Source organism: Streptomyces sp. NBC_01463 (genome assembly GCA_036227345.1).
Classification (GTDB): domain Bacteria; phylum Actinomycetota; class Actinomycetes; order Streptomycetales; family Streptomycetaceae; genus Streptomyces.
In genome coordinates this window covers 8,928,414-8,955,123 of sequence record CP109468.1, presented here as the reverse complement: position 1 = coordinate 8,955,123, position 26,710 = coordinate 8,928,414, and the positions used below count along the sequence as shown (strand labels likewise).

27 protein-coding genes and 4 pseudogenes are annotated in these 26,710 nt (G+C 69.2%); 17 read left to right on the top strand and 14 right to left on the bottom strand.

Annotated elements, in window-relative coordinates; genetic code table 11:
- Positions 1 to 418: 418 nt before the first annotated feature.
- Both OG521_39340 and OG521_39335 read right to left on the bottom strand, forming a co-directional pair.
- Positions 419 to 1,195, bottom strand: coding sequence for a class I SAM-dependent methyltransferase (locus OG521_39340; protein ID WUW26946.1), 777 nt, complete (start codon positions 1,193 to 1,195; stop codon positions 419 to 421).
- A 199-nt stretch (positions 1,196 to 1,394) separates the two neighbouring features.
- Positions 1,395 to 2,104: pseudogene (locus OG521_39335) on the bottom strand (phosphotransferase).
- A 510-nt stretch (positions 2,105 to 2,614) separates the two neighbouring features.
- On the opposite strand from OG521_39335, the pseudogene OG521_39330 reads away from it, so the two are divergent.
- The 5 genes and pseudogenes from OG521_39330 to OG521_39310 all read left to right on the top strand — a co-directional run bounded on the left by OG521_39330 (position 2,615) and on the right by OG521_39310 (position 7,299).
- A pseudogene (locus OG521_39330) lies at positions 2,615 to 2,891 on the top strand (hypothetical protein).
- A 123-nt stretch (positions 2,892 to 3,014) separates the two neighbouring features.
- Complete coding sequence (gene sigJ, locus OG521_39325) at positions 3,015 to 3,965, top strand: RNA polymerase sigma factor SigJ (GenBank protein WUW26490.1); 951 nt, start codon at positions 3,015 to 3,017, stop codon at positions 3,963 to 3,965.
- Between the two features lie 132 nt (positions 3,966 to 4,097).
- A complete protein-coding gene (locus OG521_39320; protein ID WUW26489.1) occupies positions 4,098 to 4,457 on the top strand; it encodes a DoxX family protein in 360 nt (119 codons plus the stop codon).
- A gap of 914 nt (positions 4,458 to 5,371) precedes the next feature.
- Positions 5,372 to 6,604, top strand: coding sequence for a 2-isopropylmalate synthase (locus OG521_39315; protein ID WUW26488.1), 1,233 nt, complete (start codon positions 5,372 to 5,374; stop codon positions 6,602 to 6,604).
- Entirely contained in the window at positions 6,601 to 7,299 is a 699-nt protein-coding gene (locus tag OG521_39310; protein ID WUW26487.1) for a Sua5/YciO/YrdC/YwlC family protein, read from the top strand. The genes OG521_39315 and OG521_39310 overlap by 4 nt, the downstream gene beginning before the upstream one ends.
- Positions 7,300 to 8,071: 772 nt before the next feature.
- Here OG521_39310 and OG521_39305 read toward each other — a convergent pair.
- A complete protein-coding gene (locus tag OG521_39305; GenBank protein ID WUW26486.1) occupies positions 8,072 to 8,530 on the bottom strand; it encodes a hypothetical protein in 459 nt (152 codons plus the stop codon).
- A 381-nt stretch (positions 8,531 to 8,911) separates the two neighbouring features.
- Complete coding sequence (locus OG521_39300) at positions 8,912 to 9,877, bottom strand: WYL domain-containing protein (GenBank protein ID WUW26485.1); 966 nt, start codon at positions 9,875 to 9,877, stop codon at positions 8,912 to 8,914.
- A gap of 92 nt (positions 9,878 to 9,969) precedes the next feature.
- Here OG521_39300 and OG521_39295 point away from each other — a divergent pair, with 92 nt between their 5' ends.
- A complete protein-coding gene (locus OG521_39295) occupies positions 9,970 to 10,335 on the top strand; it encodes a VOC family protein (GenBank protein ID WUW26484.1) in 366 nt (121 codons plus the stop codon).
- Positions 10,336 to 10,345: 10 nt separating this feature from the next.
- On the opposite strand, the gene OG521_39290 is transcribed toward OG521_39295, so the two are convergent.
- Positions 10,346 to 10,936, bottom strand: coding sequence for an SMI1/KNR4 family protein (locus OG521_39290; GenBank protein ID WUW26483.1), 591 nt, complete (start codon positions 10,934 to 10,936; stop codon positions 10,346 to 10,348).
- Positions 10,937 to 11,070: 134 nt separating this feature from the next.
- Here OG521_39290 and OG521_39285 point away from each other — a divergent pair, with 134 nt between their 5' ends.
- From OG521_39285 to OG521_39265, 5 genes and pseudogenes are all read left to right on the top strand, one after another.
- Complete coding sequence (locus OG521_39285; protein WUW26482.1) at positions 11,071 to 11,403, top strand: hypothetical protein; 333 nt, start codon at positions 11,071 to 11,073, stop codon at positions 11,401 to 11,403.
- Positions 11,404 to 11,616: 213 nt separating this feature from the next.
- Positions 11,617 to 11,841: pseudogene (locus OG521_39280) on the top strand (serine/threonine-protein phosphatase).
- A gap of 174 nt (positions 11,842 to 12,015) precedes the next feature.
- Complete coding sequence (locus OG521_39275; GenBank protein WUW26481.1) at positions 12,016 to 12,189, top strand: CsbD family protein; 174 nt, start codon at positions 12,016 to 12,018, stop codon at positions 12,187 to 12,189.
- A 370-nt stretch (positions 12,190 to 12,559) separates the two neighbouring features.
- A complete protein-coding gene (locus tag OG521_39270) occupies positions 12,560 to 13,120 on the top strand; it encodes a nitroreductase family protein (protein ID WUW26945.1) in 561 nt (186 codons plus the stop codon).
- Positions 13,121 to 13,175: 55 nt separating this feature from the next.
- A complete protein-coding gene (locus tag OG521_39265; GenBank protein WUW26480.1) occupies positions 13,176 to 13,868 on the top strand; it encodes a maleylpyruvate isomerase family mycothiol-dependent enzyme in 693 nt (230 codons plus the stop codon).
- A gap of 204 nt (positions 13,869 to 14,072) precedes the next feature.
- On the opposite strand, the gene OG521_39260 is transcribed toward OG521_39265, so the two are convergent.
- On the bottom strand, positions 14,073 to 15,035 hold the full coding sequence (locus OG521_39260) for a zinc-binding dehydrogenase (protein WUW26479.1): 963 nt from the start codon (positions 15,033 to 15,035) through the stop codon (positions 14,073 to 14,075).
- Positions 15,036 to 15,238: 203 nt separating this feature from the next.
- On the opposite strand from OG521_39260, the gene OG521_39255 reads away from it, so the two are divergent.
- Entirely contained in the window at positions 15,239 to 15,868 is a 630-nt protein-coding gene (locus OG521_39255; GenBank protein ID WUW26478.1) for a TetR/AcrR family transcriptional regulator, read from the top strand.
- A gap of 194 nt (positions 15,869 to 16,062) precedes the next feature.
- On the opposite strand, the gene OG521_39250 is transcribed toward OG521_39255, so the two are convergent.
- The 3 genes from OG521_39250 to OG521_39240 all read right to left on the bottom strand — a co-directional run bounded on the left by OG521_39250 (position 16,063) and on the right by OG521_39240 (position 19,026).
- Positions 16,063 to 16,914, bottom strand: coding sequence for an aldo/keto reductase (locus OG521_39250; GenBank protein WUW26477.1), 852 nt, complete (start codon positions 16,912 to 16,914; stop codon positions 16,063 to 16,065).
- A 38-nt stretch (positions 16,915 to 16,952) separates the two neighbouring features.
- On the bottom strand, positions 16,953 to 17,984 hold the full coding sequence (locus OG521_39245; GenBank protein ID WUW26476.1) for an alcohol dehydrogenase catalytic domain-containing protein: 1,032 nt from the start codon (positions 17,982 to 17,984) through the stop codon (positions 16,953 to 16,955).
- A gap of 64 nt (positions 17,985 to 18,048) precedes the next feature.
- Positions 18,049 to 19,026: an aldo/keto reductase gene (locus OG521_39240; GenBank protein WUW26475.1), complete on the bottom strand. Its 978-nt coding sequence runs from the start codon at positions 19,024 to 19,026 to the stop codon at positions 18,049 to 18,051.
- A 205-nt stretch (positions 19,027 to 19,231) separates the two neighbouring features.
- On the opposite strand from OG521_39240, the gene OG521_39235 reads away from it, so the two are divergent.
- A complete protein-coding gene (locus OG521_39235; protein WUW26474.1) occupies positions 19,232 to 20,143 on the top strand; it encodes a helix-turn-helix transcriptional regulator in 912 nt (303 codons plus the stop codon).
- A 27-nt stretch (positions 20,144 to 20,170) separates the two neighbouring features.
- Here the strand turns inward: OG521_39235 and OG521_39230 are convergent, their stop codons facing one another.
- Entirely contained in the window at positions 20,171 to 21,034 is an 864-nt protein-coding gene (locus tag OG521_39230; protein ID WUW26473.1) for a helix-turn-helix transcriptional regulator, read from the bottom strand.
- Positions 21,035 to 21,183: 149 nt separating this feature from the next.
- Here OG521_39230 and OG521_39225 point away from each other — a divergent pair.
- From OG521_39225 to OG521_39210, 4 genes and pseudogenes are all read left to right on the top strand, one after another.
- Positions 21,184 to 21,312 (top strand): annotated as a pseudogene (locus OG521_39225) (carboxymuconolactone decarboxylase family protein).
- 59 nt (positions 21,313 to 21,371) lie between these two features.
- Complete coding sequence (locus OG521_39220) at positions 21,372 to 21,806, top strand: cupin domain-containing protein (protein WUW26472.1); 435 nt, start codon at positions 21,372 to 21,374, stop codon at positions 21,804 to 21,806.
- On the top strand, positions 21,803 to 22,120 hold the full coding sequence (locus tag OG521_39215) for an aldo/keto reductase (protein ID WUW26471.1): 318 nt from the start codon (positions 21,803 to 21,805) through the stop codon (positions 22,118 to 22,120). The genes OG521_39220 and OG521_39215 overlap by 4 nt, the downstream gene beginning before the upstream one ends.
- On the top strand, positions 22,120 to 22,659 hold the full coding sequence (locus OG521_39210) for an aldo/keto reductase (protein WUW26470.1): 540 nt from the start codon (positions 22,120 to 22,122) through the stop codon (positions 22,657 to 22,659). The genes OG521_39215 and OG521_39210 overlap by 1 nt, the downstream gene beginning before the upstream one ends.
- Before the next feature lie 167 nt (positions 22,660 to 22,826).
- Here OG521_39210 and OG521_39205 read toward each other — a convergent pair whose 3' ends face one another.
- The 4 genes from OG521_39205 to OG521_39190 all read right to left on the bottom strand — a co-directional run bounded on the left by OG521_39205 (position 22,827) and on the right by OG521_39190 (position 26,612).
- The gene (locus OG521_39205) at positions 22,827 to 23,072 is read right to left on the bottom strand and encodes an ester cyclase (GenBank protein ID WUW26469.1); all 246 of its coding nucleotides are present in this window, start codon (positions 23,070 to 23,072) and stop codon (positions 22,827 to 22,829) included.
- Positions 23,073 to 23,287: 215 nt separating this feature from the next.
- Complete coding sequence (locus OG521_39200) at positions 23,288 to 23,893, bottom strand: dihydrofolate reductase family protein (GenBank protein WUW26468.1); 606 nt, start codon at positions 23,891 to 23,893, stop codon at positions 23,288 to 23,290.
- Between the two features lie 272 nt (positions 23,894 to 24,165).
- Entirely contained in the window at positions 24,166 to 25,071 is a 906-nt protein-coding gene (locus OG521_39195; GenBank protein ID WUW26467.1) for a Ku protein, read from the bottom strand.
- Positions 25,072 to 25,445: 374 nt separating this feature from the next.
- Positions 25,446 to 26,612 (bottom strand): ROK family transcriptional regulator, encoded by a 1,167-nt coding sequence (locus OG521_39190; GenBank protein ID WUW26466.1) that lies wholly within the window; start codon positions 26,610 to 26,612, stop codon positions 25,446 to 25,448.
- Between the last annotated feature and the right edge of the window lie 98 nt (positions 26,613 to 26,710).

Sequence of the window (26,710 nt, the reverse complement as noted above, 5' to 3'; positions counted from 1 at the left end):
GCCCGGCCGAATCTCGTTGATCGGCCCGGCGGGGTTGCCCGCGTTCGGGGTGTCCTCCTGGCGGTACAGGCGGACCTGCTCAGCCTCCGCCGTCCCCAGGCGCACGGCAGTGGCGTACTGATGACAGTTCGGCGTCGTGGGTGACCGGGCGGCCCACCCATGGCGCGAGCGTCGTCGGATTCGCCTTCGCCGGCCAGGACCGGGTCGAGCGGTCGGCTACTCCCGGCACGGAGCTGGACTGGAGCAGGTGTAGCGCGAGCACCGACGTGTCGGCTTGCTGCCGTTGACCATCTTGGTCACGCCTTCACCCGCACGCCGGCGGCCGGGCTGCGCCCGCTGAGTGACCCGAGCACCGACGAGAAAGCGGCCGACGGCAGGAACAGCTGACCGCTTCCCAGCGGTCAGGTCGTTCTGGTGGCTACTCGGCCTGCAGGACGAAGAACAGGAAGCAAAGGAAGCGCGGCTCGGCCGCGATGGCCTCGGGGAACATCTCGCGGGCGGCGGGATCAGGATCCGGCTCGCTGATGACCGTTATCCGGAAACCGGCCCCGATGAAAGCCTCGATCATCGCGTGCAGCGGCCTGTTCCATCTGCTCACCAGGGCGGTCTGGCCGCCCACGGTCCATTTGGTGGTGTCGAAGTAGTTGCACTCGGCCTCGCGGCCGGCCTCGCGGTGTACGAGGTTGATGGCAAAGGGATGGTCGACAGACGCGATCAACCGACCGCCGGGCCTGAGTATGCGTCGCATCTCGGCCAGCGCCGGCCCCCAGTCCTCCAGGTAGTGCAGCACCAGGGACGCCGCTACATCGTCGAACGTGTCATCAGCGTAAGGAAGCGGGCTGCCCAGGTCCGCCACCTGCAGGTCCGCACCGTCGCCGAGCCGCTGCCGAGCAAGCTCCAGCATCCCGGCACTCGTGTCGAAGCCACTGACGATGGCGCCACGGTCGCGCAGCGCGGCAAACAAGGCCCCCGAGCCGCAGCCGGCGTCGAGAATCCGCCGGCCGGCCACGTCTCCAGCGAGGGTCAGCATCGCGGGCCGCTCGTAGTAGGCATTGACCAGGTTGGTTTCGTTTGCGGCCGTGTACGCCTCGGCGAAGCTGTTGTAGTCGTTGGTCTTCGACGGATCCACACTCACTGCCGACGGCGAGACAAGCCTGGTGGAAATCGCGTGCTCTTGGCGCTCGCTTGAGATCATGGTCCGGGAGACGTGCGCCTGCAGCAGTTCGGTTCCTGGCTGCGGCCAACTGCTGCGCTGCCTCAACGCCGTTGTAGAGGAACAGGATGCACTGCAGACAGAGCCGGTCCGACACCGGCCGCGGCCCCTGTGACCACTCCGGCCACGGAGGCAGCAGCGGCTCGATCAGTGCCCGCAAGTCGTCGTCCACGATCCCTGGCTGCAACAGGTGCCAGGCACTGACCAGATCCAGGGCGGGTCGGCCGGACCGAAGCCGCCGGTGTCGAGCACGCCGCTGAGTCGGTCTCCCGCGACCAGAACATTGCCGGGAATCAAGTCACCATGGCTCATCACGTCGGCAGCCGTGCGCGGTAACTCCCGAAAATGGCGCCACAACTGGCGCAGCCGGGGCCCGTCAAGCAGCCCCTTGCTCTCCTCGAAGCACTTGGCCATCCAATCGTCGTGCTGCGCGAGAACGCCGCCACGACCCTCGCCGTTGAAAAGCCGCCCCCGTGTCTCGGCGTCCCGCAGGGCTGCGATGAAGGTCGCAAGGTCCTCGGTGAAAGCGTCCGACCCGCTCGGGTCGGCGTCGAAGGCAACGGTTCCGGACAGCCATGTCTGGACCGACCACGGCATGGGGTAACCCGCTCCAAGCTTTCCCAAGGCGACGGGTTCCGGGGCGGAAAACCGAGACACCTGTGCCAATTCCGCGCTGGCCTGGGCCTCCCCTTCCAGAACCGCCAGCGCCTCGGCAGCATCGGCCAGACGCAGCGGGAAACGTGCAGAGAGATCGTTCCCGATGCGGAAGATGGCGTGGACCGTCCCGGTCGACGACACGGGTCGGATCGCCTTGCCGCTCCCCTGAGGGAACTGTTCTCGGATCAAGGTCGCAACGATTTCGGCGGTCACGAAACGTTCGGGCCGCCGCAGGCCACAGCCGCAACTTCGGACCAGATCGCTCAAGACGGGACGCACACCGCGTAGACCCGAACAGGCGTCCGAAGCATCATCGACGTCGAGGCTGGAGCAGCTCCGGTTTCTGGAGCGGGTGCGCAAGCAGGATCTGGACCGTGCTCGTGGTTGGCGGGAGGCCGAGGAGCGGCGTCTGGCCGATGGGGCCGCACGGCTCCCTCCACCTCCGCCGCCGGACTGGGTGGTGGAGCAGGGAATCGGTCAGGGGCGCCGCGTCGTCGCCATTCATCAGGGGTACCGCCGACCCGCTGGTCCCCGGGTGAAACCGGTGGGGGCAGGTGAGGTGCGGCCGCTCCTTGATGCGGATTCCGGGCCGGCGTGCAAGCTGTGCCGACCAGACACCGAGCTCGGCCTTCCGTGACCAGCCGTTGCGGCGGTGGCGTCATTGGTTCTCGTTTGGCCAGGACTGGATTACCTGCCCGTCCTCCGCTTCGTCGATCAGGGTGATCCGGGTCGCGGCGATGCCGCCGCGCCACCGACTGGCCGCAAGTCCTCGCGCTGTACGACGTCCTGGTGCGTCTCGCCCCCGAGCCGATGGCCGAACTGGGCCGGGCCGTCGCCGTCGCGATGGTGCACGGGCCGCGGGCCGGGCTATCCGAGGTCGACGCGCTCGCGGACCGGCTGCCGGGACACCACCGGCTGGAACGGGCCGGCGGCTGCCGCATACCACGCGGCAGCCGCCGGCACCCTGAGCACCCCCGAGGCCCGCTGCCTCCAGAGGCGTGCGGACCGTCTGGGTGGATAGGGTCTTCGTTTGCGTGCCCTGGTGCCGGTGCCCAAGGCCCGCCCACCGTGCAGGCCCAGGTCCGGATGTCACACTCGCGCCCCGGCAGCAGTCTCAGGGTGCATCCGCGACAGGAGGCACCTGATGTCCGACCCCGGCACCGAACCTGGCCCCAGCCCCGGAACGGGCTCCGGCACCGCCACCGAGGTGTTCGTCGACCACCGCGAGCTGCTGTTCTCGCTCGTCTACAACATGCTCGGCAGCGTCGCCGACACCGAGGACATCCTCCAGGAGACCTGGCTCTCCTGGACGGCCCGGAACGAGGCGCCCGGCGCGGAGCCGATCGAGAGCCCGCGCGCCTACCTCGTACGGATCGCCGTGAACAAGGCCCTCTCCCGGCAGGCGGCCATCAACCGCCGCCGTGAGACGTACGTCGGTACGTGGCTGCCCGAGCCGCTCGTCTCGACCACCGACAGCCCGCCGCCCACCGAGGACGAGACCGCCGACCGGGCGGAGCGCTCCGAGTCCGTGTCGATGGCGATGCTCGTCGTCCTGGAGACGCTGACCCCGCTGGAGCGTGCCGTCTTCGTCCTGCACGAGGTCTTCGGCTACGCCCACACGGAGACGGCGGAGATCCTGGGCCGCAGCCCCGCCGCGGTGCGCCAGCTGGCCCACCGCGCCCGCGACCACGTGCAGGCCCGCCGGCCCCGCTACCGCCCCGATCCGCTGCTGCACCGGCAGGCCACCGAACACTTCCTGGACGCCGTGTTCGGCGGGGACATGGCCGCCCTCATGCAGCTGCTCGCCCCCGATGTCACCCTCTGGGCCGACGGCGGCGGCAAGTCCGCGATCGCGGGCCCGCGCCCGGTGCACGGCCGCGACAACGTCGCCCGGCTGCTGATCTCCCGCGCGTCCCACCGCGACGGCCTGGAGATCGCCTACCGACAGGTCAACGGGGACCCCGCCGCGGTCTTGTTCAGCGGCGACGCCCCCTTCGCCGTGATGGTCCTCGACCTGACCCCGGACGGCGAACAGGTCAGCGACATCTACAACATCGCCAACCCCGACAAGCTGCCGCCCGCCGGCCTCGGCTGAGCGCCCTGAGGCCCCTCCACACCACCCACCGTCGCCTCGTCGCACGACCGCCCCGTCGTCCCATCGCCCCGTCGTGCCGCCGCACCACCCGACACCGCACCGGCAACCCGAGAACGAGAACGGGAACTCATCATGCTGTTCATCTCCTACGTCGTGGTCACCGCCCTGGCCGCCGCTCTCAACACCGTGTCCGCGGTGCTCGACTTCCGCCGCTACGAACCGATCCTCGTCAACATGGAGAAGGCCGGTGTGCCCGCCTCCTCGCTGTTCCGGCTCGGCGTGCTCAAGGCGGCGGGGGCCGCCGGGCTCCTCGCCGGCTTCGCCGTCCCGTTGATCGGCACAGCCGCTGCCGTAGGGCTGACGCTGTTCTTCCTCGGTGCCATAGGTGTCCATCTGCGCGCCCGTGACCACGGCTACGGCCTGGCCGGCTTCTTCCTGGCACTGGCCGTCGCCTCCCTCGTCCTGGGGGTCGCCCACCACGGAGCCTGGTGAGCGGATGTGCGGGGACTGCGGTCCACGGTCCGCCCGGGACCGGGTCGGGCCACCAGCCAGCCATGATCCGATGTGGTCCGATCATCAGGGTCAGGCAGTAGCGGTCCACGACGCCAGTCCTCGTCGGTGACGCACTGGGAAGCTACCGGCTATGAAAGGAAGGTCGAGAGCGGGTCTTCGCAGGGTGAGAGGGGCCAGTTTCGGTGACGTCCCAAGTCCTGTCAGGAGGCTGGCCTTGGGCACGGGCTTGTCCGCCTCGCGGCGCCCTAGAACCTCAGCTCTTGCGGCATCCACAGTCGTTTGCTCCCCACAGCTTCTGCGCCGTGGCCAGGACCAGGCCGACCGTTCCGGCCAAGGCGCACCCCTGAAGAAGCTTGGCAGCCTCCTCCTTCCGCCTTCTTGTCTTCGCCCTGGTTGCCGTCCTAGGGGGCGGCCGGGTGTTGGGAGCGAGGAAGCGGGCGCCGCCGCGGTCGGCGCGTGCGATCAGCGCGGGAGAAGACCGTCCGGAGGCGGGCGGCTGAAGGCCAGGGGCTTGGGGTCGGGGTCCGGCGGGTGTGGAAGCTGGAGGCCGGGGCGATGGCAGGGGCCCACACCTGGATATCCGAGAGCAGTGTCCCGCACGGGTTTGCGCGGTCGCTATCGACCTGCTGCGCATGGCCGACCCCACCACTCAGTGCGGGCGCGCCGCCTCCAGCGCGGCTTCTTCTTGTCCGGAAGGGGCGGTGTCAGGGCGTGGTTCCGCCTCTATAGCACTGCGGGGCGGTTTCGGTGGCGAGACGTTCCTTCGTTGGGGTGGTCCTGCCCGGGACTGCCCATGACCGGGGCCCGTGCGCGGTGATCGTGGGTGAAGGCAGCCGCCTGGCTTCCTTCACCGTCATGGGGCGGTGATCGTCAAGAACGGTGGGAGGGACTCAGTGGCGGTGGATGTGGTGCGCGAGTCCGCGGTGGCGGGGCGGGTGGTGCTTTGGGAGGAATCCGCCCGGGACGGCGCCCAGGCCAAGACCCTGATGTCGGCCGGGGCTCGGGTGCGGCTGGCGGTCGAGACCGGCCGGGTCTTCGGCGGGGAGGGGGTGCGGCATGTGGTATTCGCCGCCGGGTTCCCCGCGGTGTGCGCGGAGGAGTACGAGGCCGTGCGCCGGGTCGCGGCTGAGGCGGAGGGCGCGGTGAGTGTGGCGGCGGTGTGCCGGGGGGCGGTTCGTGATGTGGAGCAGGCGATGGCGTCGGTGCGGGGCAGCCGTCACGCACGAGTGATGGTGGTGGTGCCGGCCTCGGAGGCGATGGCACGGGTGATGGTCCACCGCCCGGCTGCCGAAGCCCTCCAGGCCGGGGTTGATCTGGTCAAGCGGGCCCGCGACCTGGATGAGGAGGTGGCGGTGGATGTGTGCCTGGCCGATGCCTCCCGCGCCGACCACGCGCTGATGGGCACCTTTGCCGGGGAGCTGACCGCCGTCGGCGCCGGGCTGGTGGTCCTGGCGGACACTGTCGGCGCCCAGCTTCCCGACGCCTGCCGGCAGATGTTCACCGCGGTCGGGGCCGCGGCGGGCGGGGAGACTGTGCTCGCCTCGCACCTGCACAACGATCTCGGTCTGGGTCTTGCCAACAGTCCGCAAGCCCTGGCCGCCGGGGTTCGGGTGCTCTCCTCCTCCTGGCTGGGCATCGCGGAGCGCGCCGGACTGGTCGCCACCGAGCAGTTGCTGTTCCTCCTCGCCCGGCACGCACCCGAACTTCTCGACGGTGCACCGTGGTGGACCGATCCGGACCTGACCCGTCTGCCGGCCATCGCACGGATGGTGGCGGACGAGACCGGGGTGCCGCTGTCGGTGACCACCCCGATCGTCGGCACCGGCGTGGGCACCATCTCCACCGGTACGCCTTTCGTCCATCCGGAACTGTTCCAGCCCTACGACCCGCAGCAGCTGCTGGGCATCGAGCCGCGCGCGGTGCTGACCCAGCTGGCGAGCGTGCGGGTCGTCATCGCGGTCGCCGCCCGCCTCGGCCACACGCTCGACAAGGACCAGGCGCGCGCGGCGATGGCCTGGGTCAAGAGACGGGCCTTCGCGACCGGACGGTCCGTCACCGAAGACGCCGCGTTCGCCGACTACCTTGAGGGCCTCTCCTACACCACCACCTCCGGGAGCATGCCGTGACCTCCCACGCGCACACCACGTCCCGGACCCCGGCCGGCCCCGCCCCCGTGCGCGAAACTCTCGCCGCGGGCGAGGCGGTCGTCCTGCCCAACCCGGCGCCGCTGACCTATGTCGTCACCGCCACCCGTCCCCGGGCCGTCAATGAGGCCAAGGGCCGGGACGCCAACCAGCCGGTCGCCCTGTGGGCCCACCACCCCGACACCCTGGACACGCTCGACCGGCTGTGGGACCTCACACCGCAGGACAGGACACTGGCACGGCGACTGCTGGGCGAAGCCCACCTCACGGTCCTCCTGCCGCTGCGGCCCGGCGAGAAGCGCCCGGCCTGGCTCACTCCGGGGGAGAAGGACGGCTGGGTGCTGCTGTTCGGCGCCCGCTGGAAGCCCCTGCGGTCCCTGCTGGACGAACACCCGGTGCTGTACGTCTCCAGCGCCAACCGCACCGGGCACCCACCCGCCGCCACCGTCGAGGAAGCACTGGCCATGTTCCCCGCCACCATCCCCGTTCTGCAGATACCGGCCTCCACCGACACCGCAGCGGTGGCGGCGACGGCGCGGCAGGCGACCACCACCGTCCGCCTGCACCCCGACAGCCGGCTAGAACTCCACCGCAATGGAGCGCAGGACCAGGACTACGGCGACGCTGACACCTTCCTGGCCCACCTGCGGGCCCGGTACAAGGTCACCGCCGGGTAAGCAGTCCGCCACCCAGGGTTGGTGCGATGCAGCGTCTTCGTGACAGCGAGCGTCTTGGGTCCGCTGCCCTTGGGCAGTTGGTCACCTGCGACGCGGAAACGCTCCGTGCCCTGCCCCCGACGGGCCAGGGCATAGGAGCGTGCGGTGTAAACCAGGCCGACAAGAAGAGTGGCCCCAGCGAAGGCCGCACAGGCCGCGTGCGATGAGACCGAGCAGAGTGTCCCGCTCGCGCGCCGCCTGTTCCTGGGTCGTGATCGGGTGGGGTGAAAGGTGCGCGGGTGCTTCCTGGGCTATGCGTCGGGGCTCGTGAGGGCGGCGACGGCGTCGCCGGGCGGCGGGTGATGCCCCGGCGAGACTGCGCACGCCCTCGCCCTCAGAGGGAAGGGCTGCGCCCCGGGCGATCGGGTGGCGGCGGGATGTCGCGGTACGCCATCCGTACTGCTCGTCCCAGACCAGGGCGGGGGCCGGGGCCTGGTCGCCTACTAGCACGAGCGCGGCAACTACCCCGTCATCGCCAGGGAACTGGATGTCAGGCATGGCCGGGGTGGTGGTCCAGCCGGCGCGGTGCAGAGCGGTGGTGACGTCGGCCAGGTATGGGCCGACGTGGCAGGCGGGCAGGACGGCGTCCGCCCGTGCGTTGGCGCGACGGACCTGTCCGGCCGGGTAGCCGAGCGCGGCGGCGGCCTGGGCCGGCGTCAGGGCCGGGTCGTCGCTCATGCGGTCGGGATGCGGTCGACGCGCAGCCGGGTCAGGACGTCCTGCGCCCCTGTCGTCACTCGGTGCCCTGGCTGCCGCCTTCCGCTTCCTTTCGCCAGTGGACGGCGGCGCGCCTGGCCTGGCCGGTGTAGATGTAGTCGGATCCGTGCACCCGCTCCATGTCGAGCGCCAGCCGTTCGAACGCCTCGGCGGCACCGGCGCCGTCCCCCGCTCTACCGCGCAGGGTGGCCAGGTTGTACCGAGTGACGAGGACATGAGGGTCGTCCTCGCCCAGCGCCCGCACCCGCTCGGCGAGCATCCGTTCGGAGACTTCCACGGCGCCGGCCAGGTCTCCGGTCTCGCTCAGGTAGTGGGCCTGGTGCCGGAGCGCCACGGTATCGGGGTGTTCCTCGCGCAGCGTCCGATCCCGCTTGTCCAGTTCCTTCTCCACCGCCCCGAAGGGGTTGCCCAGCACTCTCTTCGCCCGCACGGCACCTAGCGCGGCCCCCACCGCCACGACTGCACCCGTGATCATCCATCTCCACGACACGTCAGGCACGCCTCCTTCGCTCGACACCGTCCGGCCGGCGCCCATCACACGGTCTCAGCCGTGTTGGACCCGCCACCTCCACGGACGCCCCAACAGCCCGCGTCAGTTGCGCCGGGCCCACTGCGGAGGCCGGAACGCCTCGCCTGCAGCGTGGGTCACGCACTACGCCCGCGTCCCGGCTGACGTACCGCTTCGTGTCACCGTAGGGTCTCAGCCCAGCCACCGCAGCTGTCGCAGATCTTGAGTGATGGATTCCGGGGCAAAGCAGTGGCCGCCAGCTCTTCCGCGGCCTGTGCCGCGCCTCGGGAACGGCTCTCGCCGGCGCCATCAGCCTGTAGCTCCAGAACCGCCACTAGTTGTTGCGGGTCAGGACGTTGGTGACGGCGCATAGTGGTGGGCGAGGTCGGTGGCGAGGTCGCCGAGGCGAGCTCTGGCTTCGGCGGGGCCGTGCACAGTGATGGTGCTCCCGAACGGCAATAGTGCTCGCACGTCCTCCAGGTGCTGGAACCGGATCCTCACCCTGTGGCCGGTGGTGGGTTCCTCATGGTCGTCTTGGACGAGTCGTTGGCCGAGGATCCGTCGCGCTCGCTCGATCTGGGTCTGGTCGATGGTGGCGCTGACCTCTATCGCATGGTTGTGTTCCCACTGGTCAACGAGCGCTGCAGCGACGGTGGCCAGGGTCTGGTTCTCGCGGATCCGTCGCGGCTGGTCGACTTCCTTCCACGTGGTGATCCGTTCAAGTCGGTACATCCGTGGCACTCGGGCACAGTCGGCGACGAGGTACCAGATGCCGGCCTTGGCGAACAGCCCGTAGGGATCCACGACCAGGTCGCGTGGGCTCGACTCGCGTGTGCTGTCGTACTCGATCCGTAGCCGACGGCCTCGCCGCACCGCTCCGATCAGCGAAGCCGGAGTCGTGCCGGAGGTTCGTGCCTGGAGCCAGGGGCGGCTGTCCACGTGCACTACGTCGGTGAGCGGCAGGCGCTCATCCACTCGACGTGGCTGTGCGGCGGCGATCTTGGAGAGAGCGCGCCGGCTTTCGACCGATGCGTCGAGCTCCGCACGTTGCTTCTCGTCCAGCCCGGCGAGCGAGAGATGATCACGCTCCCCCGGCGTGAGTCGCGTGACGTCGAGCCCGGACCCGGGCAGCATGGTCACACCTCCGAGGCGGCCCCGTTGCGCGGTCACCGGCAGACCGGCGTCGCGGAGCCAGTTCAGATCCCGGGTGATGGTTCGAAGGGACACTCCGAGAGCCGAGGCAAGTTCCTGTGTGGTCACGGCATCCCTCGATGCCAGGAGCAGCACCAGGGAGAAGAAGCGGTCTGGGGTCACGCACCAATTTTCTCAGGAATTGCGACAGAGGACGGCGCATATCCCGGTGAGGCTGGTGGGTGCGTACCTACGACCTCTGAGAAGGAACAGCCATGACCACGTCCGTCGTGTCCATCGTCTATGTGAACGACGCTCCCGCCGCGGCGCGCTTCTACGGCGACCTCCTCGGCATGAGCCCATCGTTCGAGACTCGGAGATACATCACCTTCGACCTCGGGCCAGGCGCTGACCTCGCTTTGTGGTCTGGCCGGTTCGACGATCTGTCAGCGGACGTCCCGCGCACCAGTGAGGTCTGTCTGGCCAGCAACGATGGGCCCGACGAGATCAATGCGATCTTCAAGCAGTGGCAGTCCAAAGGCGTCACGATCCTGCAGGAGCCACATGATGCGGGGTTCGGGCTGACCTTTCTCGCAGCCGATCCTGACGGGAACCGTATCCGTGTCGCACCGCGGGGGTGAAAGGCCACAATCAGGCATCCGCGAACCAGGAGCGGCCCTGGACCCAGCGGGTCACCCAGCCCGCGAATCCGGGCGTGCCCGGCATCAGGCAGGTGCCCGGCCGGGTTCCGAAGGGTATGGCGCCGTTCTCGTCGATCAGCCAGACGTGACCGCGCTGCGGACCGGTGACGATCAGGTGCCAGTACATGCCGCAGCCATCGGTGCCCAACAGCAGTGAGCCGTGGTCGTACACGGGGTCTGTCCGGTCTTCGAGCTCCTGCTCAGACAGAGCCGCCTCGTCGCCCTCCGCCTCCCACAACCATGCCTCCGTGAGAGGAAAAGGTTCGGCGAGCAGGCGCTCGGGGCGGCCTGAGCCCCAGTCGTTGGGCGTTTGCGCGAGGGGCAGCAGACCGTAGTAGGGCGGCCCCGCGCGCAGACCGTCGCAGACCTCGGCCACGAATGTGCGGTAAGGCTCCGGCAGTAGAATGCCGTGCTCCGCTTCGAAGGACCGCACCGCATCCGAGCCGATGGGAGGCAGCGCCTCCGGACGGGATGCGAAGATCTCGCGGAGGGCAGCCAACTCGGCTGGGTCACCGGTTTCCGTGTTCATGCCGGTCATCATGCAAGATCCCGAATGAGACGGCCTAGTGGCCCGTTCAGGACACCTGGCCGGGGATCCCAGTAGGCTGCCGACTTGCCGTGATCACCGTGCGACTTGCTGCTGCGGGGAGGGACTGTCGGGTGGCGGAGGGGGTCGTGCGCAACTCGGTGTCGCTGGCCGTGTTTCTGGCTGTGGCCGCTGATCCTGGGGTGCCGTTCAGGGTCGTCGAGCTGGCGGGCCGCGGCATCACCGCGGATGCGGCCGCAAGTCGTTGGCTGCTTGAGGTCGGGAAGTCTTCCCTGGACGGCTTCGCACTCGCCGACAAGCTGATCGACCTCGGCGAGCGGGAGGATCAGCTCGTCGGGCTGTGGCAGGAATACGGAGCCGGCGAGGTCGGTGTGGTGGCCTTCGAGTCCCGGCTGGCGGAGATCGTGACGGTCATGGAGACGTGGATGCCGGTTCAGATGAACGCCGCCCAGACCGGGTAGGACTGGGGCTGCTTGGCGTTCGCGAGCCTTCTGCGGCCTGACCTCAGATGACAGGCGGGCGGCCCGGCCGGGTCATCCGCCACACCGTGGCCGGGGCGATGTGTGGGCGGGGCCGCCCACGCGGAAGGGGCACGGGGCCGGTCGTACGGGAGCTCCATGCGGATGGACCGCTCGGCCCGCCGCCACGTCCCCATCAGACCTTTGGAGGCTGTGGTGGCGTGTGATCGGCTTGGACTGGCTGCGGCAGAGGATGCCGCACTGGTGGACTCGCTTGATGTCGTGGCCCGCAATCTGCGTGCCTGGTTCGGCGCGCGGTACGTATCGTTCCTGTTCGTCGACGTGGTCGGCAGACGTCTGTTGCGGGTGAACGACACGGCAGGCGCCTCACAGGGGCACCGAGCTGAGAGAGTCCCCCTCGCCGGCAGTGGCATATACGACGTGCCAGCAGTTGGATTCGCTCGGACGCAAGCGCCTCGGCCCCACCCTGCTGCCGGTCGATGATGCAAAGCGCCCGACGGGTCTCACTCACCGACGTGGGGCGTGATGTTTGGATGCGGCCAGGCGGGTCAGGCGGTGGGTGTACCTGAAGTCGACCAGCAAGGTGTGAGTGACATGGCTGCCAGCGAGAAGACCCAGGCCAAGACCGAGCAGACCAAGGGCAAGGTCAAGGAAGCCGCCGGACGCACCGTGGGCAACGAACGCCTCACCGCCGAGGGCCACGTCGACCAGGCCAAGGGCAACGCCCGCGAGGCCAAGGAAAAGATCAAGGACGCCCACAAGCACTGACACTCCCCCACCGCGCACCCAGCCCCTGACCGCGCGGCGTGTATGGCCCGGCACACGTGCCGGGCCATACGCATGTCAAGGGACACAAGAGAGTCCGCGACAGTCGCCTGATCGGACATGTGACGTCCTCCTCGAATTGGGAAGGGCTGGGGACGGATGCGGGCGTGGGCGCCTCGGCGTGTCGAAGGCGAGTCGACCTGAAGTCACGGGCAGTTACCCTGGCTCACCGAACAAGGGTGCGTATCGAGTCGTGATCAGTGCGTGGGCATTCCCCTCGTCGATCTTCGTTCTGGTAGACCGTCCGGTGTGGCCGGTGTCTGTGCGTGCACCCGCCGGAATACGCACTCACGGTCGCCGGTTGCAGCGGAACGTGCATCATCCTCAGGAGCCGCCCAGCGGCATACACCCACTGCTTGCCGGACGCTTCAGCCCCTACCGGTTCGATCCGTCGGCGGTGGTCGACGACCTTGCCCTCGGACTCCTGCTGGAGGCCGCGCGGTGGGCACCGTCGGCGGGGAACTCCCAGCCGTGGGGTTTCTTCATCGGCAGGCCCGGTGAGCCGGAGCATGACCGGGTGCTCCCTCACCTTGCGCCGAGCTCGGCCCGCTGGGCGACGGACGCGAGCCTGCTCGTCGTCACGCTGACGCGCCGACACGTCGATGACACACAGTTGCTTTACTCCGAATTCGCAGATTACGACCTCGGCCAAGCCGTCGCCCACATGACTGTTCAGGCCCAGGCCATGGGCCTCGCAGCGCACCAATTCCGGGCCTTCGACCTGGAAGGGCTCACCAAGGAGCTGGACCCGAACCCGGGCTGGGTGATCGTCTCCATGGTCGCGGTGGGCAAGGCGGCTGACAGACCTTCAGAGGTCCGTGACCGACGTAGCGTCGGGCACTTGCGCTCCGCACCCTGGTCGCCAGGGAAGTAGGCGGCGGGGCGGGTCCCGGTCGCGACGTCAGTGGGCTGGGTTAGGTTCGCTCGTCATGGACTCGGAATCTCTGCTGCAGCACCTGAGCAACGAACTCGACGCTTTCCGCGCATGCCTCGATGGTGATCTGTCTGTACGCATCGAACACTGCGGCGAGTGGACACTCCACGACCTGGCCGAGCACCTGGGCAGCTCAAATCTGTGGGCGGCAGCCGCAGTCACCGAGCAGCACGGCGAGCACGAGGCCACCTCGGCTCCGCGTGATCCGGACGAGTTCCTGCGGTGGTTCGAGGAGAGTTCAGAGACTCTGCTCAAGACCCTCGACACCGATCCGAGTGCGAGCGCCTGGACTTTCCATCCGCCGCACACGGTGGGTTTCTGGCAGCGGCGCCGTGCGCTGGAGGCGCTCATTCACCGCTGGGATGCGGAGAACGCACTGGGCAGTAGTCGACCGCTCGGCCCGGTCCTGGCCGGCGAAGGCGTGACCGAGGTCCTCGACACGATGGCACCCAGGCAGATAGCCCGAGGACGGGCTCAACCCCCGCAGCACGCCCTGCGACTGCACGCGACGGACACCGGAACATCCTGGGTGTACGGCCCTGGCCCTGCCGTGGCCACGCTCACGGCGACGGCGGAACAGCTGGTGCTGCTCCTGTGGGGACGTATGCGCAGCGGGGATGCCGCCTATGGCTGGACCGGCGATCAGGAAGCGGGGCTGCGCATCCTGGCGGGCACCTTGACGCCCTGACACACTGCTCAGGCGCCTGGGGCGGATTACGGCGATCCAGGACCTGGCAGGCTGACGGCCCCGGCCATCCGCTGCCGCGTCGTGCGGTCACAGGGGGTAAACCGAGATCGGCGCCTCCCTCAAGGGGTGAGACCTGCACCGCCATTGGACTCCCCCGCCGCGACTGCCCCGGGATCGCGGCAGGCCCGGCCTGGATACCTTCGACTACGGTGTCAGCACGATCCTCCCGAAGACCTCGCCCGCGTACATCTTCTGGTGCGCCAGCACGGCTGCGTCCAGTGGCAGCACCTCGTGCACCACTGTCGTGATCTCGCCGCGGCCCGCTGCGGCGAACTGCTCGCTCCGCACGGCACTCCGTTCGGCTCCGGTGACGGTGGCCGCGCTGAAAGCGGCGAAGGACATCGACTTCTGGAACGACGCCATGATCTTCGTGCCGAAGTCGGTTGGCGGCTGGCCTGCGACAGCGCCCACGGCCACCATGCGGCCGTTCGGGTTGAGCCGGTCGAAGAACGACGGCATGTCCTGGCCGGCCACCACGTCGATGATGACGTCATAGCCCGAAGGGGCGTGTTCCCCTCCCTCGCCGGAGCGGTCCAGCACGTGGGTCGCGCCGAGACGTCGTAGCCGCTCACCTCGCTCGGCCGAGGAAGTGGTGACCGCGACCGCGGCGGCTCCGCCGCGAGCGGCGAGTTGCACTGCCATGATCCCGATGCTGCCGGCCGCGCCACGGACAAGGACCGTCTCCCCGGGAGTGAAGTGGGCGTGGCGGAGCCCGAAGTGGGCCACCACGCCGGAACTGCCGAGTGTCACCGCATCGACTGCGGACAGGTCCACGGGCAGGGGAACGATCTCCTCGACGGGCGCGAGGGCCTGTTCGACATAGCCTCCGCCGGTGCCGGTGAAGGCCCACACCCGCCTGCCGATCCATGAGACGTCGACGCCGTCACCCACCGCGGTCACCGCTCCCGCCACCTCACTTCCCGGGATGTGCCCCTCCTTGAAGCCGTAGGCGGCCAGGGCCCCGCTTCGGATCACGGTGTCGACTCCACCGACGCCCGCGGCCTCGGTGGCGATCACCACCTGGCCGGCGGCCGGTGCGGGAGCCGGCAGGTCGACAACGGCCAGGCCTTCGGGACCTCCGTACGTCTGGATCGCGATTGCCTTCAATGTCGTCTCCCATGTTCTTGGACCGATCACGTGCGGTCGCTGCTCAGAACCCTCCGCCGATCGCCACCGACGGCGGGAGGGGGGTCACGGCGCGGCAGAGGTTCAGTCCCGATGCTGTGCGCACGTGCGCCCTGATGATCTCGGTGAGCTGCTACGTCCTGAACGCTAACGGACGCCCCCGTCCGTTTAGGTAAAGTGAGAGCATGAGCGACCGTTTGCCTCACACCCTGCGCTCCGACGCGCTGGGCAACCGCGAGCGCATCCTCGACGCGGCCCGGGCACTGTTCTCCGCCGACGGCCTGGACGTGCCGATGCGGGAGATCGCGCGGTCCGCGGGGGTCGGACCTGCCACCTTGTACCGTCACTTCCCGACCAAGCAGGTGCTGGCCACCGAAGCCTTCACGGCCCAGTTGCAGGCATGTCGCACCATCGTCGACGACGGGTGCGCCGATCCCGATCCGTGGCGTGGCCTGTGCCTGGTGATCGAGAAGATCTGTGAACTCCATGCGCGGGATCGCGGTTTCAGCGAAGCCTTCATGTCCGCCTTCCCGGGGGCGCCGGATGTCGCGGGCCGTGAGTACACGGTGAAAGCGGTCGCCGGACTGGCCCAGCGGGCCAAAGACGCAGGGCGCCTGCGGTCCGACTTCGTCCTGGACGACCTCATTCTCATCCTCATGGCCAACAAAGGGATCCACACCAGATCGGCCGACACCCAGGTCATGGCCTCCCGACGCTTCGCCGGGCTGGCGATCCAGGCGTTCGAAGCCCGCCCTCAGCGCGCACCACTACCACCAGCGGCACGACTGGTATCCGCGGCACCGGACAGCGTCTGACCACCATGCCCCCACCGGCTCACAAGTCATCGACGGCCGCCACGACCTCACCCCGCCTCCACTCGGTGACACGTGAGCCACACGACGCACACCGCCGGCAAACACGGCGAGCCTCACCCAAGGGCTGTTGCAGAAGCACTGGCCAGGGCGGCAGGCCGACTGCCTGCCGCCCGCTGCAGCCGTGGAACTTTGGATCAGGCGCCGAGGCGCCGTTTGGCGAGCCAGGTGACGATCTCGGGGTCGTGGTGGTCGAAGAACAGGGAGTTGCCGGTGTCGAGGGTGGCGATATCGGCCATCTGCTCGTCGGTCAGGTCGAAGTCGAAGACGTCGAAGTTCTCCGCCATGCGCTCGGCCCGTACGGACTTGGGGATGGTGATGACGTCGCGCTGGGTGAGCCAGCGCAGGACGACCTGCGCGACGGACTTGCCGTGTTCCTTGCCGATGCCCGCGAGGAGAGGGTTGGTGAACAGGTCGTTCTTTCCCTCGGCGAAGCCGCCCCAGGACTGGTGCTGCACGCCGTGCTCGCGCATGAGGGCGTGGTAGTCGGCGCGCTGGAAGAAGGGGTGGGTCTCGATCTGGTTGACCTGCGGCGTGATCTCGTTGTTGACGATCAGGTCGATCAGGCGGTCGGGGTAGAAGTTGGCGACACCGATCGCACGGGTCAGCCCGTCGCGGTTGAGGGCTTCCATGGCGCGCCACTGGCCGTAGACGTCGCCGAAGGGCTGGTGCATCAGGTACAGGTCGAGGTGGTCCAGCCCCAGCTTGGTCAGCGAGGTCTCGAAGGCGCGGCGGGTGTTGTCCTGGGCGGGGGCGTCCTGGACCCACAGCTTGGTGGTCACGAACAGGTCCTCGCGCGGGATGCCGCTGGAGGCGATGGCGCGGCCTACGGCCTCTTCGTTGCCGTAGGCGGCGGCGGTGTCCAGCAGCCGGTAGCCGGCGGCGAGCGCGTCGGACACGGTGCGTTCGGTGTCCTCGGCGGGGATCTGGTAGACGCCGAAGCCAAGCAGCGGCATGACAACGCCGTTGTTGAGGGTGACGGTCTTCATCAGGGAGTGTCCTTTGCTGTGCGGGTGGGCGGTCCTGGTCAGGGGCGGATGAGAGCCTTGAGGACCTGGCGTTCGGCCATGGCCTGGTAGGCATCCGGGGTCCGGTCGAGGGTGAAGGTCTGGTCGAAGACGCGGCCGGGGGCGATGGTGCCGTCCAGGACATCGGGCAACAGCCGGTCGATGTAGGCGCGGGCGGGGCTGGCGCCGCCGGTCAGGGTGACGTTCCGCATGAACTCGGCCGGGCCGATCGGGCCCTGCTCGTACTGGGGCACGCCGAGGCGGCTGACGGTGCCGCCGTCCAGGACGGCTCCGAGCGCGGTGTCGAGAGTCTGGCGGGTGCCGACGGCCTCGATGACCTTGTCCACGCCGCCGCCGGTCAGCTCGCGGATGCGGGCGATGCCCTCCTCGCCGCGCTCGGCGACCACGTCGGTGGCACCGAACTCACGCCCGAGATCCGTGCGCGCCTGGTGGCGGCCGGCGAGGACGATCCGCTCGGCCCCGAGGCGCTCGGCGGCGATGACCGCGCACAGACCGACCGCGCCGTCGCCGACGACGAGGACGGTGTCGCCGCGCCCGACGCCTGCGGTGACGGCGCCGTGGTGCCCGGTGGTCATCACGTCGGACAGGGCCAGCAGGGACGGCAGCAGCGCGGAGTCCGCGCCCACCGGCAGCTTGACCAGGGTGCCGGCGGCCTGCGGGACGCGGACGGCTTCACCCTGGCCGCCGTCCACGCCGTCGAAGCCGTACCGGCCGCCGTGACGACATGAGATGTGCAGACCCTTGGCGCAGTAGTCGCAGGTGTTGTCGCTGTAGGTGAACGGGGCGACGACCAGGTCGCCTGCCATCAGCCCGGTCACTTCTGCGCCGGTGTCCTCGACGATGCCGAGGAACTCGTGCCCCATCGGGCGGCCGGCGCCGGTGGCGGGCATGGAGGCGTAGGGCCACAGATCACTGCCGCATACGCAGGAGGCGAGGACGCGTACGACCGCGTCGGTGGGCTGGACGATCTTCGGGTCGGACCGGTCTTCGACGCGGACGTCTCCGGCGCCGTACATCACGGCTGCACGCATGACAGTAGTACTCCAAGCGGGGATGCTGCGGGGGTGCGGAGCGCGGCGCCCCGCGGGTGTGGGGTCAGCGCTCCAGCATCCGGGCCTGGGCCTCGGTGTGGGTCGCGCCGGAGGCCGGCGGGAGGGCGGTAAGCGTCTGGATCTGCTGCGGGGTGAGGGTGACGGCGTCGGCGGCGGCGTTCTCCTCCACCCGGGACACCCGCTTGGTGCCGGGGATCGGGGCGATGTCGTCGCCCTGGACGAGCAGCCAGGCCAAGGCCACCTGTCCCGGCGTCGCGCCGACCTCGTCGGCCAGGGCCTTGACCTGATCGGCCAGGGCCAGGTTGCGCTGGAAGTTCTCGCCGGTGAAGCGCGGGTTGCCGCGGCGGAAGTCGTTCTCGTCGAACTGGTCGGTGGAGCGCACCGTGCCGGTCAGCATCCCGCGGCCGAGCGGGGAGAACGGCACCAGGCCGATGTTCAGCTCCCGCAGCAGCGGCAGCACCCGCTCCTCGATCCCGCGCGTGAACAGCGAGTACTCCGACTGCACTGCGGTGACCGGCTGGACGGCGTGGGCACGGCGGATCGTGTCCGGGCCGGCCTCCGAGAGCCCGAAGGCGCGAACCTTGCCCTCGGCGATCAGTTCGCCCACGGCGCCGGCGGTCTCCTCGATCGGCGTGTTCGGGTCCACCCGGTGCTGGTAGTACAGGTCGATGTGATCGGTGCCCAGGCGCTTGAGGGAGCCTTCGACGGCGGTGCGGATGTTCGCCGGGGAGGAGTCCAGGTTCCACGGGCCGTCGCCGCCGTGCGAGACCAGGCCGAACTTCGTCGCGAGGACCACCTTGTCCCGGCGCCCCTTCAGCGCGCGGCCGAGCAGGTCCTCGTTGGTGTAGGGGCCGTAGATCTCGGCGGTGTCGATCAGGGTGACGCCCAGCTCCAGCGCCCGGTGCACGGTCCGGGTCGACTCCGCGTCGTCTGTGCCGGAGCCGGTGTAGCCGTGGGACATGCCCATGGCGCCCAGCCCGATCCGGGAAACCTCCAGGTCACGCAGTTTGATGTACCGCATCTCGCCCTCTTCCGCATCGCAGATGTCCAGCCCCTTTCACCTTCGCCCGGCCGGGCAGGTCGCGCCTGCCCGGCCCGGGGCCGGGTGTCTTGCTCCTTCACCTTCGCCCGGATTGCGCGCGTGTGGCAGGGCGGGCTCTTCGGGGGTAATGACAGGGCCCCCCTCGGCGCTGCGCGGCGGGGGCAGGGCGGGTGAGACTGGGTTCATGGCATCGACGAGCGCACTTAGCGAGGGCGCCGAGCTGGGCCGCTACCTGCGCGCCCGCCGCACCCAGACCAGCCCCGGACACGTCGGCCTCAGGCCCGGCGCCGGCACCCGGCGCACCCCGGGACTGCGCCGCGAGGAGGTGGCCACCCTGGCCGGCATCAGCATCGACTACTACGTTCGCCTGGAACGCGGCAAGGAGACCCGCCCCAGCCCCGCCGTCCTCGACGCGCTCGCCCGCGCCCTGCACATGGACGAGCAAGAGCATCAGCACCTGCGCGAGCTGGCCGCCCGCGCCGCCCGATACGTCGCCGAACCGCCACCCGCGCCCAGCCGAACCGTGCGACCCCACCTCAGGCTGCTGCTGGAGTCCCTGCGCCCGAATCCCGCGTACGTGATCAGCCGCAGCATGGACATGCTCGCGTGGAACCCCGGCGGCCTCGCCCTGTACGCGGGACTCGAAGACTGGCCCGCCAAGCACCGCAACCTCGCCCGCTACCTGTTCCTCCACCCCGCCGCCCGTGATCTCTTCCCCGACTGGGACCGCCAGATCACCGCCTGCGTGGCCCGCCTGCGTGCCACGGCCGGCACCGCACCCGATGCGCCCGATCTGACCAACCTGGTCGGCGAACTCCTGCTGAAGAGCGCGGACTTCGCGGGTCTGTGGGAGCGCTACGAGGTGACAGGACGCATACCCGCTCACAAGACGTTCCAGCATCCGCTGGTCGGAGCCCTCACCCTGACCTCGCAGTCCCTCAACGTCGAGGGCACCCCGGGGCAGCGCATCGGCGTCTACACCGCCGAACCCGGCAGTCCCGACCACGACGCCCTGCTGCTGCTCGACATGACGACTCCCCGCCCAGTGCACAGCCCGGCTCCCGGATCGAGGACACCGGGAGCTTCCTCCTCGTAGGACAGCAGTGCCATGCCGCGCGCCCGACTACGAGGCGGTCGAGGATCGGGCGTGGTCGGCGGCCCATGACGCGAGGATGCGCAGACCGTCGTGGGTGGGCGATCCGACTTCTGCGGTCCATACGACCAGTTGCTGGTCGGGGTCGGTGCTGGCGGTGAGGGTGTCCCAGTCCAGCGACAGCTCTCCGGCGACAGGGTGGAGAAGGGTCTTGGATCCGACGCTGAGGGTGGCAACTTGGTGCGCCGCCCACCACGTGCGGAAGTCTGTGTCCTGGACGCACAGTTCACCGACCAGAGCGGTCAGCCGTGGATCGTCGGGATATTTGGCTGCCTCCATGCGCAGTTGCGCGACCGCCATCCGGGCGACGCTTTTCCAATCGGCATAGAGATTCCGCATGGCAGGGTCGGTGAAAAGAATGCGGACGTAGTTGCGGTGCTTGTCCGGCACGGCTGCGAAATCGGTGACCATAGCGGCGGCGAGCGGGTTCCAGGCGAGGATGTCCATACGGCGGCCCATGACGATGGCCGGCGTGGCCGTGAGATCGTCCAGGACCCGGCGCAGCTGCGGCTGGACCTTCTGCTGGGCCCGGCGGCGCGGCCTGGCCGTTTCCTTGCCGGCGAGACCGAACACGTACCTGCGCTGGTCTTCATCCAGGTCGAGGGCTCCCGCGACGGCTTCCAGCACGGGGGCGGAGGCCGGCAGGCGGCCCTGTTCGAGACGGGTGTAGTAGTCCGTGGAGATCGCCGCCGGCTGCGCCACCTCTTCGCGTCGCAGGCCCACCACGCGACGCTGTCCGGCGCTGTCGGGCAGACCCACGGCACGGGGCGTGAGCTCGGCACGGCGCGCCTTGAGGAATTCTCCCAGCTCGTTCAGATGCGGTGATGGACTCATGCTTCCGGTGTCGCAGCGAATACACCGATCGAGAGGGGGAGAAATCCTTCCCAGGATGTTCCCTTCCCAGGATGTATTTCTCCTCTGCACGGATGCCCGCGCCCGTGGCAGCGTGGAACACACAACGGCGAAACGTCACGGAAGAAGGAAGCGAAGAGCATGGCAGAGAAGCGGTCGAGGAGCTGAGCGAGGCCATCACCCACCTGGCCTTTTACGCCGGATGGCCCAACGCGATGGGTGCCGCCGCCCAGCTCAAGGCCGTCCTCGCCGACGCGTAGCCGCGCCCGGCAGCGGCTACGCACCACTGACACCCGTATTGATCAGGAAGAGATACGCCATGGCCGATCACGACTTCGAGCAGCCCTTCGCGCTCGGTGAGACCAACGACGCCTACGCCGAGAACTTCATCGGGCAGAGCTACCTGGCTCCCCTGACCGGGGGAAGCGTCCCGGTCAGCAACGTGACCTTCGAACCGGGCTGCCGCAACAACTGGCACATCCACCACGGCACCGCAGGCGGCGGGGACCAGATCCTGCTGTGCACGGCCGGCAGCGGCTGGTACCAGGCCGAGGGCCAGGACCCGGTCGGCATGGCCCCCGGGACCGTCATCCGTGTCCCGGCGGGCACCAAGCACTGGCACGGCGCGAAGGCCGACTCCTGGTTCTCCCACATCGCCTTCATCACCCCCGGCGATGGCGTCAGCAACGAATGGCTCGAGCCGGTCACCGACGAGGCGTACGGCCGGCTCCCGAAGAACGGAGACAGCGCATGACCATCCTGAGCGAGACATACACCCTGGCCGGCGGCGTCGAGATCCCCAAGCTCGGCCTGGGCACCTGGTTCATCGACGACGACAAGGCGGCAGACGCCGTCCGCACGGCCATCGAGACCGGCTACCGCAATATCGACACGGCCCAGGCGTACGGCAACGAGCGGGGAGTCGGAGAGGGCATCCGCGCCTCCGGCGTGGCGCGCGAGGACCTGTTCGTGTCGACGAAGCTGGCCGCGGAGATCAAGGACTACGACGCGGCGACCGCAGCGATCGGAACTCTCTGGCGAAGCTGGACATCGGCTACATCGACCTGATGCTGATCCACGCCCCCCAACCCTGGGACGACTTCCGCGGCGGTGACTACGACGAAGGCAACCGCCATGCCTGGCACGCACTGGAGGACGCCCACACGGCAGGAAAGATCCGTGCCATCGGGGTTTCGAACTTTCTGCAGTCCGACCTGGAGAACATCCTCACCCACGGGACCGTGGCACCACAGGTGAACCAGGTGCTCCTGCACGCCGGGAACACCCCGGACGAGCTGCTGGCCTTCTGCCAGGACCGCAACATCCTCGTACAGGCATACTCGCCGATCGCCCACGGCACGCTCCTCGACAGCCGCCACATCAAGACGATCGCCGAGAAGTACCAGGTGAGCGTCCCGCAGCTGTGCATCCGCTACACCCTGCAACTGGGCACCCAGCCGCTGCCGAAGACCGCGAACCCCGAGCACATGCGCTCCAACGCCGACGTCGACTTCGAGATCTCCGAGGCGGACATGGCCACCCTGCGCACCCTCGACGAGCGCGACTACGGCGAGCACGCCGCCTTCCCCGTCTACAGCGGGAAGTAGGAACGCACGCGGGCCCGCCGTGCCGCGCCGTGGTCGGCCCGCGTCGTCCACTGGACGCCGTCGTCACAGCGGCCTGATCGCCCACGGCCGATCTGCTCTCCGCCGAACAGCGAAAACCCGGTTCTCTGCTCGCGGCGTGAACGGAGGGTGGAGGCTGGAGACGGAGTTCAGTGCCCGGGACGGCTGAGTGAAGACAGGCCCCACAACTCGGCGATGCAGCCGTCGTGTACCCGGAAGATCTCCATCACCGAGAGGAGTGCCCGTTCCTCGACTCCCGCCGGGACGCCGTGCAGGGTCGTACGGACTGCGACTTTGTCTGCGTCCACGAGCATGTCCTCGACGACGACCTGGATGTCCGGGAACGGCGGATCCTGACCCGGGCGTTCAAGACGCCGCGTGCCCTGGGAGTTCACTGACTGACCACCAGCTGCGGCGGCCCGCCACGGTTAGCGAGGTGGGCCGAATCCCTGGACCTCGACTGGTACGAACCGGTGGCCCAGGTGCTCGAAGTCGGTGATGGAGAAGGTTGGCCGCATGGCGACGGCTCGGCGCCGGGCGGACCGGGCACCCTGACGTTGCCCACCCGCCTGCGTCGGCCAGGCGGCCCCGTACGGCGGACGGGGCGGCATCACGCAGGGACGCTGAGCGGCGGGTGCTCAAGCACGCGGGGCTTGTACTCGACCAGCTGGATGCGGCCGTCGAAGGTGCGGTGCTCGATCATGTCGAGGGCAACGTCCGGATAGCCGTCGTAGATGCGCTCCTCCCCCGTGGCTCCGGTGATCACCGGGAACATCACGACGCGGAAGCGGTCGACGAGACCGGCTCGCAGCAGGGACCGGCACAGACTGAGGCTGCCGATCGTGCTGAGGAGCCCCGAGCCACTCGACTTCATGGCGCGGACCGTCTCCACGGCGTCGTCGCGGACGAGCGTGGAGTTGGCCCACGTCAGGGGCTCCTTCAGAGAGGAGGAGAACACCACCTTGGACGCTCGCGCGAGCTCGTCGACGGACGCCTCCTCTTCGGGCCTGAACTCGTCCTGGCCATTCGGGACCTCGCCTGCGGCGAAGCCCGACATCAGACGGTAGGTGTTCGCTCCCATCAGGTAGGTGACCTCGAGCTGCTCGCCGAGCCATGCGAGGTACTCCGGGCCCTCAAGGCCCCAGAACCCGGGCCACCCCTCTCCTGACGCGTAGCCGTCGAGGGAGGTGATGAAGTCGACGAGGAGTTCCGACATGGCGGCGTCCTTTCCTAAGGTCTGGTCTCACAACGTTGGACCGGCCGGAGTCCCCAAACTCATCGGCCGCTCTGTGGAGTACGAGAAAACGGTCCGGCCGAGCGCCACCTTCAGCCGGACCAGGTAGAGCGCTCCGGGGCCCACTACCGCGCTCGTCGCCTTTTCGGCAGGTTGATTCCGGTGCTTCGTACGATCGGGAGACCCAGGGGCCTGGGTGTGGTTGGCCTGGGTGTGGCTTGGCCTGGGTATGACTTTGCGGCGCTCAGTCACAGTCAGGATGCGGTGCGCCTCTTCGCTGCCGTCTTCCTGGCCGGGCTCTTCTTCGTGGCGGTCTTCTTCGCCGCCTTCTTGCGGGTGGGCATCTCGTGCACCGTGGCGTGCCCGCCGTCGTCTCCGCGGCCTTCCTTCGCCGCCTTCACCGAGGCGTTCAGGGCGGCCATGAGGTCCATGACCTTCCCGGACTCCTGCTGCTGACCGGCTTCGGCCGGCTCCGGGAGCACCTTGTCGCCGGCCTTCGCCTCGATGAGCTCTTCGAGTGCGTCGCGGTAGCGGTCGCGGAACTGGGTGATGTCGTCGGTGGTCATGGTTTCGGTGAGCTGGACTGCCCGTTCGATCTCGTTGTCGTCGAGGTCGACCGGCTTCGGTGCCAGGGATTCCGGGCTGCGGATCTCGTCCGGCCAGTGCATCGAGTGCAGCACGATGGCTCCCTCACGGACCCGCAGCAGGCCGAGACGTTCGCGGCCGTGCCAGGCGAATTTGGCGACGGCGACCTTGTCGGACCGTTCCAGGGCTTTGCGGAGCAGGGTGTAGGGCTTCTTGGCGACGTCGCCGTCGGCTCCGAGGTAGTAGCTGTCGCCGATGCGAATGGGGTCGATGCTGTCGGCGTCGATGAACGCGACGATCTCGATCGCCTTCGCGGTGGGAAGCGGCATGGAGTCGAGTTCTTGGTCGGTTATGGGGACGATGTCGTCCTTGGAGACTTCGTAGCCCTTGCCGATCTCGTCCTGTGTCACGGTCTCGCCGTCGATCGAGCACTCCTTGCGGGTGCGGACTCTGCCCATGTCGGCGAGGTGGACCTGGCGGAAGTGGATCGAATGGTCCTCGGTCGCGCTGATGATCTTGGTGGGGATCGTGACGAGTCCGAAGCTGATGGCTCCGCTCCACAGGGCGTGCGGCATTGCGTCCTCCAGGCCCCCCTGGCGGGTGCAGGCCGGGAAGCGCTGGTCGCCCGTGATGAGTGGACCTGGCCGCCGCCCGTACTTCGATCCTCGTTCCGGCCGGTCGTGATCGCATCGCGAGGTCGCATGTTCGATTTACGTTCGAGTGCCACGGAGACCCAGACGGCCAGCTCGGAACGGTTCGAGGGTCATATGACCGTTCGGGTGACGCTGCTCGCGCAGGACGGTGCGGGATGGGGCGTCTGTGCCGACTCGTCTCCGCCGTCACACGCCCCCGCGACGCCGGTTCGCCGGTCGTGTCGTGGCCGGTGCTGCGCTAGTACACCGGCCACCGGCCGGGCAGCCGGGGCCCTGGCCCGTGGAGCCCCGAGGCGTCAGCGGCTCACCCCCCGAGGCGCCCTCGGCGCTGCCAGTTCCGCGCTGAGCAGGCGGCTGTCGATGTCGTCGAGGGCGAGGCGGAGCCCTCCCAGGGCCACGCTCTCGTCGCCGAGTGTGGAGGTGCGCAGTTCCGGAAGGCGCAGGCAGTGCTTGGCGAGTTCGCGGTGCAGGGGGGCGAGGATGATGTCGGCGGAGCGTGAGAAGCCGCCGCCGAAGACCACGATCTCGGGGTCGAGGGCCAGGACGAGTGCGGCGACACCCACGGCGAGATCGCGCGCGTAACGCCGTACCGCGGCCTTGGCGTCGCGATTGTCCTCGCGGGCCGCCTGGAACACCCACGCGGCCGCCTCTCCCGGACGGGCGCTCGCAGGGACGCCCGGGCAGGCGGCGAGGTGGCCGGGCGCGTCGAGCCAGCGGACGGCCTTGAGGGCGCCGATCTCACCGGCCGCGCCGCCGTGGCCGCGGCGCAGGGTGCCGTCGAGGATGAGGCCCGCGCCGGTTCGGATGCCCGCGAGCAGGTACACGATGTCGTCCGCGTCCTGCGCCACGCCTTTCCAGCGTTCGGCCACGGCGGCGAGTTTGCAGTCGTTCTCCACCTGGATGGGGCAGTGGAAACGGGCGGCGAGGTGGCCCGCCGGGTCGGCGGTGCCCCAGCCCGGCAGCGGTGTGAACAGGGAGGTACGGCCGGTCGCGTCGACCGGGCCGGTCACGCCGATCGTCATGCCCCAGATGTCGGCCGGCGTCATGCCGGCCCCGGTCAGCAGTTCGTCGATGGCCTCGTCGACCGCCGCGAGGCGCGCGTCGGGTCCCGCGTCCGGGTCGGCGGGCTGGCGCAGGGTCCTGACGTGGTTGCCTTCCAGGTCGCTCAGTACGACGAGGATCTTGTGGACACCGATGTCGACGCCCAGCGCGTGGCCCGCGTCGGCGCGGAAGCGGTAGCGGCGGGCCGGGCGTCCCACGACACTGCGGGCGCCCGGCTCCTCGACCTCGGCCCAGCCGTCCGTGACCAGCGCTTGCACCAGGACGTCGACGGCGGGGCGGGACAGGCCCGTCCGGCCGGCGAGTTCGGTGACGGTGGAGGGCGGGTTGCCACGCAGCGCCCACACGATGGACAGCTGGTTCATCTCGCGCATCCGGGACAGGTCGGTGCCCGTGGTCGCCATGCTTGTGTACTCCCTGGTGGGGGGCCGCGGTACCGCGCTGGATATCGCTGGACAGTTTACTAATTCCCGGGGCCGGCCCGGAACCGTTTGCGGCGTTC